This is a genomic window from Photobacterium sp. SP02 (assembly GCF_038519165.1).
Taxonomy (GTDB): domain Bacteria; phylum Pseudomonadota; class Gammaproteobacteria; order Enterobacterales; family Vibrionaceae; genus Photobacterium; species Photobacterium halotolerans.
The window spans coordinates 39,745-55,928 of record NZ_JASJOJ010000001.1; the positions used below are offsets into that span (position 1 = coordinate 39,745).

General features: G+C 50.9%; 15 protein-coding genes. 4 read left to right on the top strand and 11 right to left on the bottom strand.

Going from position 1 to position 16,184, the window contains the following annotated elements; translation table 11 throughout:
• Positions 1 to 131 precede the first annotated feature (131 nt).
• From purB to P0Y67_RS00205, 4 genes are all read right to left on the bottom strand, one after another.
• A complete protein-coding gene (gene purB, locus P0Y67_RS00190) occupies positions 132 to 1,499 on the bottom strand; it encodes an adenylosuccinate lyase (protein ID WP_218382921.1) in 1,368 nt (455 codons plus the stop codon).
• A gap of 73 nt (positions 1,500 to 1,572) precedes the next feature.
• A complete protein-coding gene (gene hflD, locus P0Y67_RS00195) occupies positions 1,573 to 2,190 on the bottom strand; it encodes a high frequency lysogenization protein HflD (protein WP_218382922.1) in 618 nt (205 codons plus the stop codon).
• A gap of 11 nt (positions 2,191 to 2,201) precedes the next feature.
• On the bottom strand, positions 2,202 to 3,311 hold the full coding sequence (gene mnmA / locus P0Y67_RS00200; protein WP_342390240.1) for a tRNA 2-thiouridine(34) synthase MnmA: 1,110 nt from the start codon (positions 3,309 to 3,311) through the stop codon (positions 2,202 to 2,204).
• 257 nt (positions 3,312 to 3,568) lie between these two features.
• Positions 3,569 to 4,225 (bottom strand): pseudouridine synthase, encoded by a 657-nt coding sequence (locus P0Y67_RS00205; protein ID WP_342390241.1) that lies wholly within the window; start codon positions 4,223 to 4,225, stop codon positions 3,569 to 3,571.
• A 143-nt stretch (positions 4,226 to 4,368) separates the two neighbouring features.
• Here P0Y67_RS00205 and icd point away from each other — a divergent pair, with 143 nt between their 5' ends.
• Positions 4,369 to 5,619, top strand: a complete 1,251-nt coding sequence (gene icd, locus P0Y67_RS00210) for an NADP-dependent isocitrate dehydrogenase (RefSeq protein ID WP_218382925.1) — start codon at positions 4,369 to 4,371, stop codon at positions 5,617 to 5,619.
• Positions 5,620 to 6,003: 384 nt separating this feature from the next.
• Here the strand turns inward: icd and cspD are convergent, their stop codons facing one another.
• Positions 6,004 to 6,228, bottom strand: coding sequence for a cold shock domain-containing protein CspD (cspD, locus tag P0Y67_RS00215; RefSeq protein ID WP_027252772.1), 225 nt, complete (start codon positions 6,226 to 6,228; stop codon positions 6,004 to 6,006).
• 226 nt (positions 6,229 to 6,454) lie between these two features.
• Between cspD and clpS the strand changes: the two genes are divergently transcribed.
• Positions 6,455 to 6,775 (top strand): ATP-dependent Clp protease adapter ClpS, encoded by a 321-nt coding sequence (clpS, locus tag P0Y67_RS00220; RefSeq protein WP_046218647.1) that lies wholly within the window; start codon positions 6,455 to 6,457, stop codon positions 6,773 to 6,775.
• Positions 6,776 to 6,821: 46 nt separating this feature from the next.
• Entirely contained in the window at positions 6,822 to 9,086 is a 2,265-nt protein-coding gene (gene clpA, locus P0Y67_RS00225) for an ATP-dependent Clp protease ATP-binding subunit ClpA (RefSeq protein ID WP_192015168.1), read from the top strand.
• A gap of 134 nt (positions 9,087 to 9,220) precedes the next feature.
• Here the strand turns inward: clpA and infA are convergent, their stop codons facing one another.
• The 3 genes from infA to aat form a co-directional block, all read right to left on the bottom strand.
• Positions 9,221 to 9,439 (bottom strand): translation initiation factor IF-1, encoded by a 219-nt coding sequence (gene infA, locus P0Y67_RS00230; protein WP_027252769.1) that lies wholly within the window; start codon positions 9,437 to 9,439, stop codon positions 9,221 to 9,223.
• A gap of 174 nt (positions 9,440 to 9,613) precedes the next feature.
• Positions 9,614 to 10,303, bottom strand: a complete 690-nt coding sequence (locus P0Y67_RS00235; RefSeq protein WP_342390242.1) for an arginyltransferase — start codon at positions 10,301 to 10,303, stop codon at positions 9,614 to 9,616.
• Positions 10,304 to 10,312: 9 nt separating this feature from the next.
• On the bottom strand, positions 10,313 to 11,014 hold the full coding sequence (gene aat, locus P0Y67_RS00240; protein WP_027252767.1) for a leucyl/phenylalanyl-tRNA--protein transferase: 702 nt from the start codon (positions 11,012 to 11,014) through the stop codon (positions 10,313 to 10,315).
• A 30-nt stretch (positions 11,015 to 11,044) separates the two neighbouring features.
• On the opposite strand from aat, the gene P0Y67_RS00245 reads away from it, so the two are divergent.
• A complete protein-coding gene (locus tag P0Y67_RS00245; RefSeq protein ID WP_342390243.1) occupies positions 11,045 to 11,509 on the top strand; it encodes a glycine zipper 2TM domain-containing protein in 465 nt (154 codons plus the stop codon).
• A 75-nt stretch (positions 11,510 to 11,584) separates the two neighbouring features.
• Here the strand turns inward: P0Y67_RS00245 and cydC are convergent, their stop codons facing one another.
• The 3 genes from cydC to trxB all read right to left on the bottom strand — a co-directional run bounded on the left by cydC (position 11,585) and on the right by trxB (position 16,129).
• Positions 11,585 to 13,306, bottom strand: a complete 1,722-nt coding sequence (gene cydC, locus P0Y67_RS00250; RefSeq protein WP_342390244.1) for a heme ABC transporter ATP-binding protein/permease CydC — start codon at positions 13,304 to 13,306, stop codon at positions 11,585 to 11,587.
• Entirely contained in the window at positions 13,299 to 15,071 is a 1,773-nt protein-coding gene (gene cydD, locus P0Y67_RS00255; RefSeq protein ID WP_342390245.1) for a heme ABC transporter permease/ATP-binding protein CydD, read from the bottom strand. Before cydD ends, cydC begins: the two co-directional genes overlap by 8 nt.
• Before the next feature lie 98 nt (positions 15,072 to 15,169).
• Positions 15,170 to 16,129 carry a thioredoxin-disulfide reductase gene (trxB, locus tag P0Y67_RS00260; RefSeq protein ID WP_027252763.1) on the bottom strand — a complete coding sequence of 320 codons (960 nt, stop codon included), beginning with the start codon at positions 16,127 to 16,129 and terminating at the stop codon, positions 15,170 to 15,172.
• Positions 16,130 to 16,184: the final 55 nt, after the last annotated feature.

The window sequence follows — 16,184 nt, forward strand, 5'->3', positions numbered from 1 at the left end:
AGTCTTCATTGATACATAGTCTTCATCGGTTAGAAATTTAACGGGGATTATATCAGTGATTGGGGGCAGACCGGCAGAAACTAAAAAGGCCAGCATCTTATGCTGGCCTTGAGACACAATAAATAAGCCGATCAGAGTTGATCAGTCAGTTTAATTGCATCACCAATATAGTTAGCCGGTGTCATGGCTTTCAGGCGTGTTTTCTCGTGTTCCGGCAAATCCAGACCATCGATAAACTGACGCATACCTTCGCCGTCGACACGTTTGCCGCGGGTCAGCTCTTTCAGCTTTTCATACGGTTTTTCGATACCGTAACGACGCATCACTGTCTGTACCGGCTCAGCCAGCACTTCCCAATTTTTGTCCAGCTCGGCTTCCAGTGCCGCCTGATTGACTTCCAGCTTGCTGATCCCTTTCAGGGTAGAAGTGTAAGCAATGATGGCATAACCGCAGCCAACACCCAGGTTACGCAATACCGTGGAGTCGGTCAGGTCACGCTGCCAGCGGGAAATCGGCAGTTTTTGAGCCAGGTGAGCAAAGATAGCATTCGCCAGACCCAGGTTGCCTTCTGAGTTTTCAAAGTCAATCGGGTTGACTTTGTGCGGCATGGTGGAAGAACCGATTTCACCGGCAATGGTCTTCTGCTTGAAGTGGCCCAGTGCGATATAGCCCCAGACATCACGATCAAAGTCGATCAGGATAGTGTTGAAGCGTGCAAAGGCGTCGAACAGTTCTGCGATGTAATCGTGTGGTTCAATTTGCGTGGTGTACGGGTTCCAGTCCAGACCCAGAGAGGTGACGAACTCTTCGCTGTACTGGTGCCAGTCGATATCCGGATAAGCAGAAAGGTGGGCATTGTAGTTACCGACAGCGCCGTTGATTTTACCCAGCAGTTCTACCTGTTCAATCTGACGGTACTGACGTTCCATACGGTACGCCACGTTAGCCATTTCTTTACCCATGGTACTTGGTGAAGCCGGCTGGCCGTGTGTACGGGACAACAGAGGCACTTCACGGTACTCCGCTGCCAGTGCTTTAATGGCGTCAATCACGTTACGTACTTCAGGCAGCATGACTTGCTCACGCGCTTCTTTTAGCATTAAAGCGTGCGACAGGTTGTTGATGTCTTCAGACGTACAGGCAAAGTGAATGAATTCATTCACCGCGTGAAGCTCAGGATTATCAGCCACTTTTTCCTTCAGGAAGTACTCTACGGCTTTCACATCGTGGTTGGTCGTGCGCTCAATGGTTTTGATACGCAGTGCATCTTGCTCGCTGAATTCAGCGGCAATACGATCCAGGAAGGCATTGGCTTCAGCGCTGAAGGCCGGAACTTCCGCGATAGCGTCAGTCGCTGCCAGTTTTTGCAGCCAGCGAATTTCAACGATGGTACGGTATTTCAGCAGACCAAATTCACTGAAGATACTGCGCAGTGCGCTGGTTTTGCTACCGTAGCGGCCGTCTACCGGGGAAACAGCAGTCAATGCTGACAGTTCCATGATGTCTCTCTCCTGATTAAAGGGTTATAGCTGAGTTACAGAACGCCCAGCAGGCGTTCTCTGAGAATAGTATTTAGCTTCGGGCCTGAATGATTTTTGCCTGTTCAAGCATCTGTTTGCGGCCAAAAATCAGATGACGGCGCTTACCGCCGACCTGACGCCACAATACGGCACTGCGAACAGCAGCCAGCAGCAGGGCACGCACCTTGTGCTGCACTTGTTGCTGTTGCAGCTGAGCCGGTGTCCCTGTGACCTGAATGCGCGGCCCAAGCGGGCTGATGATATCCAGATACACACTGGCCATGTTGCTGATCATCTGGTCATCAAGCAGGTCGAAATGATCCAGCTGGCGTTTCACCATATCAATCCGGTCGCCCAGTTGTGCCATACTGTCGCGACGGCTGGCCAGCTTACGCTCCAACGCCATCACACTGACCAGATAGCGGGTAATTTCACTGCCAGCAGGCGTATTGTCGATTTCATTGATCATGGTGCTGAGGCCTAATCGGAGGTCAGCTTCTTCACCAAAAATTTCAATCACGTTGTTTGGGTTAGTCGAGGTCAGGGTGCGTAAACAGGTGACGAAAGCATCGTTATCACAAGTCCCTGTGCGCGCAACAGTCTGTACTAATTTCACTGCCTGACAAATGCCCGCAAACGCAATGGTTCTGTCATAAATTGTATAAGCCATGGACTGTCCCTTTAAATCCGCTCTTCAATGATGCCGCCGCCAAGACACACATCACCCTGATAAAACACCGCTGACTGGCCTGGCGTCACAGCGATTTGCGGCTCATCAAAAATGACTTTGATGCTGTTGTCATCGACAGGAATAAGGGTACAAGGCGTATCCTGCTGGCGATAGCGGGTCTTCACCGTGCATTTCACCGGCTCACGCACCGGTTCGCGATCCACCCAGTGCAGCTGGGCGGCGATCAGACCGTTAGATTGCAGGCGCGGATGATCTTTTCCTTGTCCGACAATCAGCAGATTCTTCTCAATATCTTTATCAACGACATACCAGGGCTCATCTGAGCTGTCTTTCAAACCACCAATCAGCAGGCCTTTGCGCTGGCCCAGGGTGTGGTACATCAGTCCCTGATGCTGTCCGATAACTTTACCGTCTTCTGCCGTGACAATATCGCCTGGTTGTGCAGGCAGGTATTTACCCAGAAATTCGGTGAACTTGCGCTCGCCGATAAAACAGATACCGGTAGAGTCTTTTTTCTTGGCGGTGATCAGCCCTTGTTCTTCAGCGATGCGGCGTACTTCCGGCTTTTCCAGTTCGCCGACAGGGAACAGACTACGTGCTATCTGATCGTGGCTCAGGGTATAAAGGAAATAGCTCTGGTCTTTGTTGTTATCCAGTCCGCGTAACATCTGTGCTTTTTGACCTGGCTGGGTAGGGAAAGTGCGACGGGTATAGTGGCCCATGGCAATGTAATCAGCATCCAGCACTTCATCGGCAAACTCCAGGAATGCCTTAAATTTGATTTCTTTGTTACACAGAATGTCAGGGTTTGGGGTACGGCCCGCTTTATATTCTGCCAGAAAGTATTCGAACACGTTGTCCCAGTACTCAGCAGCAAAGTTGATCGTATGAAGATGAATGCCTAGTTTGTCGCACACAGCCTGTGCGTCCGCGAGATCTTCTGCCGCTGAGCAGTACTCGTCATTGTCATCTTCTTCCCAGTTCTTCATGAACAGGCCTTCTACCTGGTAGCCCTGTTGAAGTAGCAGGTAAGCAGAAACCGAGGAATCGACGCCGCCGGACATGCCGACAATAACTTTTTTCTGGCTGTTATCTGACATTTTTCTCTTCAATCTTGAATAAGTGATAAGGGCGTAATTCTAACAGAAAGCTGCGAACTGAAACAGATCGAGAACCGCTTCACACTTTATTCATCTTTCATCGGCAAATTTGGCTGTCAGCCTGCGCGATTATTCGTTAATCACCACTAACGCAATCGTTTGCTATTTGCCGGCAATGATAGTGTAACTCTTCGCTAATGTGTAGTGTTTTAGCAAAATTAACGCGCCGGTAAATCTCCCCGGCCAGCCTGCCATCGTCAGAGCGAGACTTCCCGCCATTCACCGGGAGCCAGGCCGTCGACTGTCCAGTCTGCCATTTGATAGCGGATCAATCTGAGAGTGGGGTGACCGATGTGGGCCGTCATGCGGCGCACTTGCCGGTTTCGCCCTTCTCTTAAGATAATGCTCAGCCAGGTGGTCGGGATATTTTTACGCTCACGGATCGGCGGATGCCTGTCCCAAACCGTAGGTGTGTCAATGACGGTGACTTCGGCAGGCAATGTCATGCCGTCTTTTAATGTGACGCCTGTACGTAATGCTTTGAGCTGCTCGTCACCCGGAATGCCTTCGACCTGCACCCAATAGGTTTTGGGCTGCTTGGAGCTGGGCTGTGTCAGACGCGCTTGCAGAATACCGTCATTGGTCAGTACCAGCAGGCCTTCGCTGTCTTTGTCCAAACGCCCTGCGGCATAGACATCTTTTACCGGGATGTAGTCAGCGAGTGTTTTGTCTCCCGGCTCTCCGCTAAATTGCGTCAACACATTGAAGGGCTTGTTAAAAAGAATAATTTTCTGCGGACCGCGATGACGGCCGGGCTGAGCGGCAGTGCGTGATTTTCGCGGCTTGGTGCCAGGCTGACGGGACGGGTTACGATCGTCGTTCCGGGTGGTGCGTCGGGTACGTTGAGTTTTCATGGCGATACAAAGTAAAGGGGGATAAGTATTTTGTGAGCGCACCATTATAACGTAAAAAACCACCCATGGCGTGCTGGTGAATTTTCAAGTATGATTCCCCCGCATCTTACAAAAAGATAACAAACGGACGCTAGGAGAATTTAATGGATAGTAAAGTAGTTGTACCAGCAGAAGGTCAGAAAATTGCCCTTGATGCCAATGGTAAGCTGGTCGTTCCTAACAACCCGATCATTCCTTTTATTGAAGGTGATGGTATTGGCGTTGATGTAAGCCCTGCAATGATCAAAGTGGTTGATGCGGCAGTTCAGAAAGCCTACGGCGGCGATCGTAAAATTTCCTGGATGGAGATCTACACCGGTGAAAAATCGACTCAGATTTACGGTGAAGATGCTTGGCTTCCTCAAGAAACGCTTGATTTTATTCGTGAATACAAAGTTGCAATTAAAGGTCCACTGACTACACCTGTTGGCGGCGGCATTCGTTCTCTGAACGTTGCGCTGCGCCAAGAGCTGGATCTGTATATCTGTGCTCGCCCGGTTCGTTATTTTGAAGGCGTACCAAGCCCGCTGAAACAACCTGAACTGACTGACATGGTTATCTACCGTGAAAACTCAGAAGATATCTATGCGGGTATCGAGTTCAAAGCGGGTACAGCCGAAGCAGATAAAGTTATCAAGTTCCTGCAAGACGAGATGGGCGCGACTAAGATCCGCTTCTCTAAAGACTGTGGCATCGGCATCAAGCCAGTATCTGAAGAAGGTACTAAGCGCCTGGTACGTGCAGCAGTGCAGTACACCATCGACAATGACCGTGATTCACTGACGCTGGTTCATAAAGGCAACATCATGAAGTTTACTGAAGGTGCCTTTAAAGACTGGGGTTACGAAGTAGCGAAAGAATTCGGTGCTGAGCTGCTGGATGGCGGCCCATGGATGACACTGAAAAACCCTAACACAGGTAAAGAAATCATCATCAAAGACAGCATTGCAGACGCGTTCCTGCAACAGATTCTGCTGCGTCCGGCTGAGTATGATGTGATTGCGACTATGAACCTGAACGGTGACTACATTTCTGATGCACTGGCTGCTCAGGTAGGTGGTATCGGTATCGCACCTGGTGCCAACATCGGAGACGGTGTTGCGCTGTTTGAAGCTACTCACGGTACTGCACCTAAGTATGCAGGTCAGGATAAAGTGAACCCGGGTTCTCTGATTCTGTCTGCTGAAATGATGCTGCGTCACCTGGGTTGGACTGAAGCTGCCGACCTGATCATCAAGTCTATGGAAGCGGCAATCCGCAACAAGACTGTGACTTACGACTTTGAACGTCTGATGGACGGCGCAACACTGCGTAAGTGTTCAGAGTTTGCTGGCGATATGATTGAACAAATGTAAGTCAGTTTAATCGCTTTGAGAAAAGGCTCGGCTTCGGCTGGGCCTTTTTGTTTTTACTCGATTATTTATCCCATGGCCTGAGAAAAGCATGCCCCTGGCATTGTGTTGTTTCTACTAGATCGGTCATAATTAGCCCACAAGCGCTTGTTCAAAACGAGAAGAAAACGCGGGCTGAATAGCCAGTTGTTAACTGAATTGTTAATTACTTGTTTTCTTGTGATTTATTCACTGTTTATTCACTTAATTGTCAATGAAGTGGTGATAAAAAGGTATAGCCAGAGATGAAATGCCTGAAGAGCAGGTTGTCAGTAGGGTGGGAGAGGCAATAACTAAAGGTGAGCAGTCGCCCACCTGGATAAAGTGATGTAAATGTGTCAGCTACGATTATTTACTGGCGCTTTCAACATCGATGGGGACGATTTCACTGGCGTGATAGCCTTTCGGGCCAGTTTGAACGGTGTAGTTAACTTGTTGACCTGCTTTCAGCGTTCGATATCCTTCCATCTGGATAGTTGAATAGTGTGCAAAGATATCGCCTTCACCGTTTTCTGGACAAATGAAACCGAAGCCTTTTGCGTTGTTGAACCATTTAACTGTACCTGTTGCCATGCTTTTACATCCCTCTTTGCATTCAATTTCCATTTAGCATTTATTTATCAGTACTGTTTTAACATGACTTGAATATAAATGCTATTTTGATGCAGTTAGTATCTACTACAAGGTACACTTTAGTAAAAAGACTTAGACAGTCAAGCAAGACTTGTAACATTTGGATGAAATCTTTTTTGTCCGTCGCAATCTAGCAACCGATTGAACAAATGACTAAGATGAGATTATGAGTAAGTTAAGCGAAAGGATTAACCCTGAGTCAGACATACTTGATAAGGAGGACACTCAGGTTAAGCCGCCATCGATGTATAAAGTGATTTTAAATAATGATGATTACACACCGATGGATTTTGTGATAGAAGTGTTACAGAAGTTCTTCTCCATGGATTTGGAGAGAGCAACACAGTTGATGCTGGCTGTGCATTATGAGGGGAAGGCAGTGTGCGGCATTTTTACTGCCGAAGTCGCTGAAACCAAAGTGGCTCAAGTCATGATGTATGCAAGAGAGCATGAACATCCGCTACTGTGTACCATGGAAAAAGCCTGACTTTTTCCGGCACGCCAAATCAAGTGGTATTTAGGGGAGGTGCCTTATGCTAAATAAAGAACTTGAAACCAGTCTCAATGGTGCCTTCGCGCGGGCAAGGGAAAAACGCCATGAGTTTATGACGGTTGAGCATCTGCTGTTGGCGCTATTGGAGAATCCTGCTGCTCAGGAAGCCCTGTTAGCGTGCCGTGCTAATCTGGACACCCTTCGAAAAGAACTGGATGCCTTCATTGAACAAACCACGCCATTAATCCCTGCCGATGATGAAAGCAGGGAAACCCAGCCAACGCTGAGCTTTCAGCGCGTATTACAACGCGCGGTTTTCCATGTACAGTCATCGGGCCGCAGCGAAGTGACCGGTGCCAATGTGCTGGTGGCTATTTTCAGTGAGCAGGAATCGCACGCGGCTTATCTGCTGAAGAAAAGTGATATCAGCCGTCTTGATGTGGTGAATTTCATTTCGCATGGCACAGTCAAAGACAGTGACAGTGATGATTTGAATCAGTCAGAGGTCAGCCCTGACGATCCTCGTGCAGAAGGCGGTGAAGATCGTCTGGAAAACTTTGCCACCAATCTCAATCAGCTGGCCCGGGCCGGTGCTATCGATCCATTAATTGGCCGTGAATATGAGCTTGAACGTACCGTTCAGGTGTTGTGCCGTCGTCGTAAAAATAACCCATTGCTGGTCGGTGAGGCCGGAGTGGGTAAGACGGCTATCGCGGAAGGCCTTGCCTGGCGTATCGTTGAAGGCCAGGTCCCCGACATTATTAAAGATTGTGTGATCTACTCGCTGGATATCGGCTCACTGTTGGCCGGCACTAAGTATCGTGGCGACTTTGAGAAACGCTTCAAAGCGATTTTGAAGCAGCTTGAGAAAGAAGAAAAAGCCGTCCTGTTCATCGATGAAATTCATACCATCATAGGCGCGGGAGCGGCTTCTGGTGGTCAGGTGGATGCGGCTAATCTGATCAAGCCTTTGCTGAGCAGCGGTAAAATCCGTTGTATGGGATCAACCACCTATCAGGAATACAGCAATATCTTTGAGAAAGAGAGAGCACTGGCTCGCCGATTCCAAAAGATTGATATTGTTGAACCTTCGTTGGACGATACCACGAAAATCCTCATGGGGCTGAAAACGAAATACGAAGCCCACCATGAAGTCAGGTACACCAATAAAGCCATTCGGGCGGCAGTTGAGCTTTCTGCTAAATATATCAATGAGCGCCATTTACCCGATAAGGCGATTGATGTCATTGATGAAGCCGGTGCGCGTTGCCGTCTGGCACCTGTCAGTAAGCGTAAGAAAACCATCAATGTCAGCGACATTGAAGCCATGATTGCGCGTATTGCCCGGATCCCTGAAAAGTCGGTTTCCTCAAGCGATAAAGAAGTTCTGCTGAACCTGGACAATAAGCTCAAGATGCTGGTCTTTGGTCAGGATAAGGCGATTGAAGCGCTGACCGAAGTGATCAAACTCAGCCGTGCCGGGTTAGGAGCAGATAATAAGCCTGTGGGTTCATTCCTGTTTGCCGGTCCGACAGGGGTAGGTAAAACCGAGGTGACGGTGCAATTGGCGAAAATGCTGGGCATCGAACTGCTGAGGTTTGATATGTCCGAGTATATGGAGCGCCATACGGTCAGCCGTTTGATTGGTGCGCCTCCGGGCTATGTCGGCTTTGATCAGGGTGGTTTGCTGACCGATGCCGTTATTAAGCATCCGCACTCAGTTGTGCTGTTGGATGAAATAGAGAAAGCGCACCCGGATGTCTTTAACCTGCTGCTGCAGGTGATGGATAACGGGACCCTGACTGATAATAACGGACGTAAAGCGGATTTCCGCAACGTGATTTTGGTGATGACGACCAATGCCGGTGTTCAGGAGACGGTACGTAAATCCATCGGGCTTGTTCAGCAAGATCACAGCCATGATGCGATGTCGGAAATCAAGCGGGTCTTTGCGCCTGAATTCCGTAACCGTCTGGATAACATCATTTGGTTCAATCACCTGGAAAAAGATGTTATCAATCAGGTTGTTGATAAATTCATTGTTGAGCTGCAGGCCCAGCTGGATGCCCGTGGTGTCTCAATGGAAGTCTCGAATGAAGCACGTGAGTGGCTGGCCAATAAAGGCTATGACAAATCTATGGGTGCCCGTCCCATGGCCAGGGTCATTCAGGAAAACCTGAAAAAACCTATGGCGAACGAGTTGCTGTTCGGCTCGCTGGTTAATGGTGGATCGGTGCGTGTGACCTTAAAAGATGACGGTACACTGGATTTCCGCTTCAGCAGTGAAATGGAACCCGCGCATTAAAGCGCTGGCATCTGCCAGTGACTGCTAACAAAAACGGGACCAGAGAGTCCCGTTTTTTATGCCTTAGCGATGAAGGCGATAGTATGGTGTGCTTCGCAGCTGGGCCAGTCTGATGTTCACCAGCCCGGCGCAAATTAGCGTGAACGGAAGACGATGCGGCCTTTAGACAGATCGTAAGGAGTCAGCTCAACTGTCACCTTGTCGCCGGTCAGGATACGGATGTAGTTTTTGCGCATTTTGCCAGAGATGTGTGCAGTCACTACGTGACCGTTTTCCAGCTCAACGCGGAACATAGTATTAGGTAGTGTATCCAGTACAGTACCTTGCATTTCGATTACGTCTTCTTTTGCCATTGAATCCTCTTAGGCTACCGTGCCTTGCATCTGATTGGGCCGGATAATGCCTTGAAACTGTTTAAGTGTAAAGTTCAGGCCCGCAATTTTACCCTTGCTGCTGCCCTTTGTCAGCTTTTGTTGCAAACTTCGTTCCTTTTAATGAGGCAGAGGCAGGGGGGAAAAATAATAATCTTATTGCCATTGGCCCTGAATCAGCTTTTGGTAAGGCCTGAAGCGGGTTTTATAGTTCATCGCAGGACAGTCATCAATCTGATAGCCGGGGTAGAGCCAGCGCCGTCCGGTATCCCGGCAGTACTGGATTTGCTTCAGTACACAGAGAGTGCCCAGCGATAACGGGGAGTTCGGCTCGAAGAAGGTATAGACTGCGCTCAGTGCCTGGTCAAAAAAATCGGTGACGGCGACAGCCAGCAATTGCTGATCCTGATAGAGGTGCAGAAAACGGGTTTCCATCCAGTTTGCCTGGCAAAACTCAAAAAACTGCTGTCTGCTGGCCGGATACATGGCCCCGTGCGCATGTCTTTCCCGGATATATTGCTCATAGAGAGGGAACCAGCCATCATCAAGCTGGCTTTTGAATTCCGCCCGAAAGCCATTGAGCTGTTTCAACTGCCTTTTCTGGCTTTTGCTGGGAGTGAAGTTGGTACAGTCAACGCGAAGGGGAGTACAGGCCTGGCACTGGTCGCACATAGGTTTATAAATGGCCTGACCGCTGCGACGATATCCGCAGCCAAGCAGAGCGCCGTAGCCAGAAGTCGTTAGCCAGCGATGATCAACAACCACGCCAAGTTGCTCTTTTTGCTCAGGCAAATAACTGCAACTGATTTCCGGAGTAAAGCCTAAACGTATAGTGGGAAGACTCATGATAACCTACTACGCAATGACCTGGGGCGAATAACAATCTGATTTAAGTATGGCGCATCTCTGTTGTCCTAAGGTTTGCAAAAATGCGTCACGAGGGACATCTTGCGCCCCCAGAGAGGCGAGGTGCGAGTTCATAATCTGACAGTCAATAAGGCTGCCGTTATGTGCGCTGAAATGCCGGCAGAAATGCCAGAAGGCAATCTTGGAGGCATTGTCGGCGAGCGAAAACATGGATTCACCGCAAAAGACGGTACCCACGCTAATGCCATATAAGCCGCCAACAAGCTGGCCGTCATGCCAGACTTCAACGGAATGGCAGTGACCCTGGTTATGTAAGTGCTGATACGCTTTAATCATGGCGGAAGTGATCCAGGTGGCATCAACCCCGCGGCTGTAAGCGCATTTCTCTATGACCTGATGACAGGCATGGTTCAGAGTGACCTGATAGCCTGATTTGCGGTAAAACTTTCTCAGACTCTTACTTGGCTGAAAAATCTCTGGCAGGATAATCGCTCTGGGAGACGGGCTCCACCATAACAGGGGCTCACCTTCCGCGTACCAGGGGAAGATGCCTTGCCGGTAAGCATGAATAAGTCGCTGGGCACTGAGATCACCACCAAATGCCAACAGGCCATTGGGATCATCAAGCGCCGTGCTCGGATGGGGAAACTGTAAGTCGACTGAGTCGAGCTCAGGCAAATATATAGCCATATAAATACAATGTAGGTGGAGAATATCAGTATGAGAAAGTGGTTATGGTTCGTTTTGCTGTTTACATGCGTGTCGCAAGCCGCGCCTTATAATCGCAATCAGGCGCGCCCGGTCAATCAGGTTGTTTTCGGTCAACTGGAAACGGTACGTTATATTACTCAGCAGCAAGTGGTCAACTCCGAACATAACGGCTGGCAGACTTTATTGGGGGCAGTGGTGGGCGGCTTGATCGGTAATCAGTTCGGAGGAGGACATGGCCGTGAGGTGGCGACCACGGTTGGCGCCTTGGCGGGCGCCGGAGTTGCCTATCAAAACCAACATACTGGCCAGTCAATCCGGCAGTACAAACTGGTGGAATTACTGATAAAAACCGATGACGGCGAGCTGGTGGATGTGATTCAGGATATTGATCCGAATATGCTGTTTCAGTCAGGTGATAACGTCCGGATTCTCTATTTTGACGAAGGGGTCAGAGTCGACCGCACTTATCCATAAACAAGTAAGCCAGAATGAGTGAGCCAGAACGAGAAAAGGCGCTGGAATCGCTCCAGCGCCTTTCTGTTGCATGAGTTAAACCCGACGCCAGAGTTCAGTGTAGCGCCCGTTCAGGGCCATCAGAGAAGCGTGATTGCCACGTTCTATGATGTTGCCCTGATCCATCAGACAAATCTGATCCATTTGCTCCAGCCCGACCAGACGGTGGGTAATGAAGACCACTGTTTTATCCGGCATGTGCTCGAACAGCAAAGACAGGATCTGCTGTTCAGTCCGGCGGTCCAGCCCTTCGGTCGGTTCATCGAGCAGTAAAATGGGGGCATCATGAAGCAGCGCACGGGCGATTCCCATACGGCGGCGTTCGCCCCCGGAAATTTGCCGGCCCCCGTCACCCAGCCAGGTATTCAGGCCATTACCGTCCAGCAGTTTCTCCAGTCCGACTTTGGTCAGTACGGCTGTCAGCTCGCTGTCGGTGGCATCCGGTTTGGCTAATTGCAGGTTATCGCGCACTGTGCCGTTAAAGATATCGACACGCTGGCTGACCACACTGACAGCATCACGCAGTGCCGCTTCCTGCCATTGAGAAAGCGGCGTGCCATCCAGTGTGATCTCGCCTTGCTGCGGATCCCAGTTCCGGGTCAGCAATTGCAGCAGGGTTGATTTACCACAGCCCGTGCGTCCAAGCAGCGCCAGTTTTTCACCGGCTTTGAGCTCAAGAGTGACATGGTTGAGCACGGATTGTTCGCTGCCGAAGTAGCTAAAGCTGACGTCTTGAATTTTAATCTCGCCCCGGACACTGGCTTGATGGCCCTGAGGATCAAACTGTGTGTCGGGCGTGGCATGAATAATTTCATTCAGGCGTCTGGCCGAGGAGAGCGTTTGCCCCAGATACTGGAAAGCCCCGGCAACCGGCATCATCAGCTCAAAGCTGGCCATAGTGGCAAAAGCCGCCAGCGCAATCATAGGATCAGGTGTGCTGCCGCCCACACCGTCAGCCGCTAACCACAGCATAAGTACCAGAGACCATCCGGTGGCCAGCAGTAACATCGCATTCGCCATTCCTGTCAGGCTGGCCATGCGGCGCTGTGCCAGCAGCAGCTGACTTTGTTCATTCAGTGTCCGTTCTCTGTACGCGGGCTCTGCGTTAAACAGCAAGAGCTCGGCCTGGCCTTGTAACCAGTCGAGCAGGCGTATTCTGAATCCGGCTTTGGCCATCGTCAGCGTTTCACCGTGCTTCTTGCCCAGTTTATAAAAAATAACCGGCAGAGAAAGCATCAGGGTAAACAGCAGGCAACCAAGTACCAGGCCAAGCGCGGGGTCAAACCAGGCCAGAAAGCCACTGATCGCCAGAATACCAATCACCCCAATCACTAAGGGGCTGATCAGCCGCAGGTAAACGTGGTCCATGGCATCCACATCAGCAACCAGGCGATTTAGCAAATCGGCGTCGCGCAGATTGGTCTGACGGCCGGGAATCAGCGGAATGAGCTTACGGAAGAAGAAAATGCGCAGATCGGCCAGCAGCTTAAAGGTCGCATTGTGGCTGACAACACGTTCACCCCACCGGCCAGCGGTGCGGGCGATGGAAAAACCACGCACACCCGATGCAGGTAACATGTAGTTGAAGGTTTCACGGGCAATCGTCATACCCGCAACGGCAGAGGCGGCAAGGAACCAGCCAGACAGTGTCAGCAGGCTCATGGCAGCAAGCAGGGTCGCCAGCCCCAGCAACATACCCAGAGTCAGGCCAAACCAATGACGACGGTAGAGTTTAATGTAAGGGATTAAATCACGCATCGAGATCCCTCTTATCTGTGTGTGACAACATGTCTGCTAATAAGCCTTCGCGGCTGATCTGGCTGAAATGGCCTTGCTGAACAATCTGGCCATTTTCCAGCACCAGCACCTTATCCATACTGGTCAGCTGGTCGAGACGGTGGCTGATCATCAGGGTGGTCTGGCCTTGGGTGGCCTGGTTAAGGCTCTGTTGCACCAGATGTTCGCTGTTAGCATCCAGGCTGGCGGTGGGTTCATCTAAAAGCCAGAAACTGCCGTTCTGAAGCAGGGCGCGGGCGACGGCCAGTCGCTGTGCCTGACCCACGGACAGACCGGCTGAGCGATCACCGACCGGGTGATCCAAGCCCCGTTCCAGATGCCGGATAAACTCACTGGCGAAGGCATTGTCCGCCACTTGCCGGACATGCTCGTCAGTGGCGTTTGGATTACCCAGCATAATGTTATCGCGAATGCTGCCATGGATTAGCAGCGGGTTTTGGCCCACCCAGCTGATAGCCTGGCGCCACTGGGCCGGGTCGATATCGCGCAGTTCAGCACCATTCACTTTGATGCTGCCTTCATAGGGCAGGAAACCCAGCAGGGCATTTAACAGGCTGGTTTTACCGGCACCGCTGGGGCCAACCAGAGCCACTTGTTGTTTCGCATCAATCTCAAAACTCAGCGGGCCTGCCAGTACCTGTCCTTGCGGGCTAAGCACTTTGACGTCGCTCAGACTGATGCGGATGGTTTCGGGAGAGGGCAGCGGCTGCTCACCCTGACTCATGTCGTCGGCCTGGGTATTGAGGAAAGTCACTATGGATTCTGCGGCGCCAATGGCTTGCGCTTTGGCGTGGTAATAGGTGCCGAGATCTCTCAGCGGCTGATAGAACTCAGGCGCCAGCAGCAGAATAAAGAAACCGGTGAATAAAGTGATCGGCAGGCCATAATGGCCGAAATCCAGCTCGCCAATGAAGGAAAAACCAAAATAGACCGCGACCAGTGCGATGGAAATGGCGGTGAAGAATTCCAGCACCGCGGATGACAGAAAGGCCATGCGCAGCACTTCCATGGTGCGTTTGCGCAGTGTGTCGGCGGCCTCATGCAGGTTTTCTGCTTCGGCATCTGCTCGGTTGAACAGTCGCAGGGTTGCCAGGCCCTGCAGGCGGTCATAAAAGTGGCCGGACAGGCGCTGCATGGCTGTGAAGTTGCGTCGGCTTGCATCGGCAGCGCCCATACCGACCAGCGCCATGAACAAGGGAACTAACGGAGCAGTGATCAGGAAAATCAGACCGGCCGCCCAGTTAAACGGAAATACCGCCACCAGAATGACTACCGGGATAAGGACAGACAGCGCCATCTGAGGGATATAGCGGGCAAAGAAATCCTGCATTTCTTCAACCTGTTCCAGAATCAGGCTGGCCCAGGAACCGGCAGGACGACCTTTGATAAATGCCGGGCCAAGCTGATGCAGCCGTTGAATGATCAGCTGACGGATATGCAGGCGGATATGCTCTCCGCACCGGTATCCTGCCACTTCACGGCCCCAGCTGCAGGCGGCACGCAGTGCAACCACAGCAATCAGGCCGGCAAAATGCGGGATCAGCTGGTACTTGTCAGTGTGTTCAATGATCAGCTGCTGCAAAATGTAGGCGAGCAGTCCGGCCTGGGCAACCAGGAGAAGACCCGACAGGAATCCCATGCCGACACTCAGCATGAGCCAGGGTTTGGCAAGCTTGCTTTGCGATTTTAACCATTTGGTCAATTCGCGCTGTAATTGTTTATCCATTTTTTAAAGTAGCGCTGTATGGTTGGTCAAATTCTGGTTTCCCAAAGGGGGAAGGCAAAAAAGGCCGCGGTCGATTGCCGTGGCCGTAGTTTCAGTTTTTACTTGCTGTTTAACGCGTCAAGGTAGCGTTCCGCATCCAGCGCGGCCATACAACCTGTGCCGGCAGAAGTGATAGCCTGGCGGTAGACGTGATCCATGACATCGCCGGCGGCAAATACACCAGCAACGCTGGTTTGTGTTGCATTGCCTTCCAGGCCGGACTGAACTTTGATATAGCCATTTTCCATTGCCAGCTGACCGGTAAAGATGCCGGTGTTCGGCTGGTGGCCGATAGCAATGAACACGCCCATCACGTCCAGATCTTCGGTTGTATCAGACTGAGTTGCTTTCAGGCGCACACCTGTCACGCCCATGTCATCACCCAGTACTTCTTCCAGGGTACGATCCGTGTGCAGGACGATATTGCCGTTATGGACTTTGTCCATCAGACGGTCGATAAGAATTTTCTCGGCGCGGAAGGTGTCACGTCTGTGGATCAGGTGCACCTCAGACGCAATGTTGGCCAGATACAGGGCTTCTTCTACAGCGGTATTACCACCGCCGACCACAGCAACTTTCTGATTACGGTAGAAAAAACCGTCACAGGTGGCGCAGGCCGAGACACCGCGGCCCTGGAAAGTTTGTTCAGATTCCAGACCGATATATTTTGCAGACGCACCGGTTGCGATGATCAATGCGTCGCAGGTGTATTCACCGTTATCGCCTTTCAGATGGAAAGGACGCTGGCTGAAATCGGTTTCGTTGATGTGATCGAAAATGATCTCAGTATTGAATTTTTCAGCATGCTCTTTCATGCGGTCCATCAGTGCCGGACCTGTCAGTCCTTCCGCGTCGCCAGGCCAGTTTTCAACTTCTGTCGTCGTGGTAAGCTGGCCGCCTTGCTGCATGCCAGTAATCATGACTGGATTGAGATTGGCACGGGCCGCGTAAACTGCTGCCGTATAACCGGCGGGGCCAGAACCTAGGATGAGTAGTTTACTGTGTTTTGCGTTACTCATTGTTTCTCCAGACTTAGTCAGCGTCACTTATCAATAAGGCATCGATTGTAGGGAA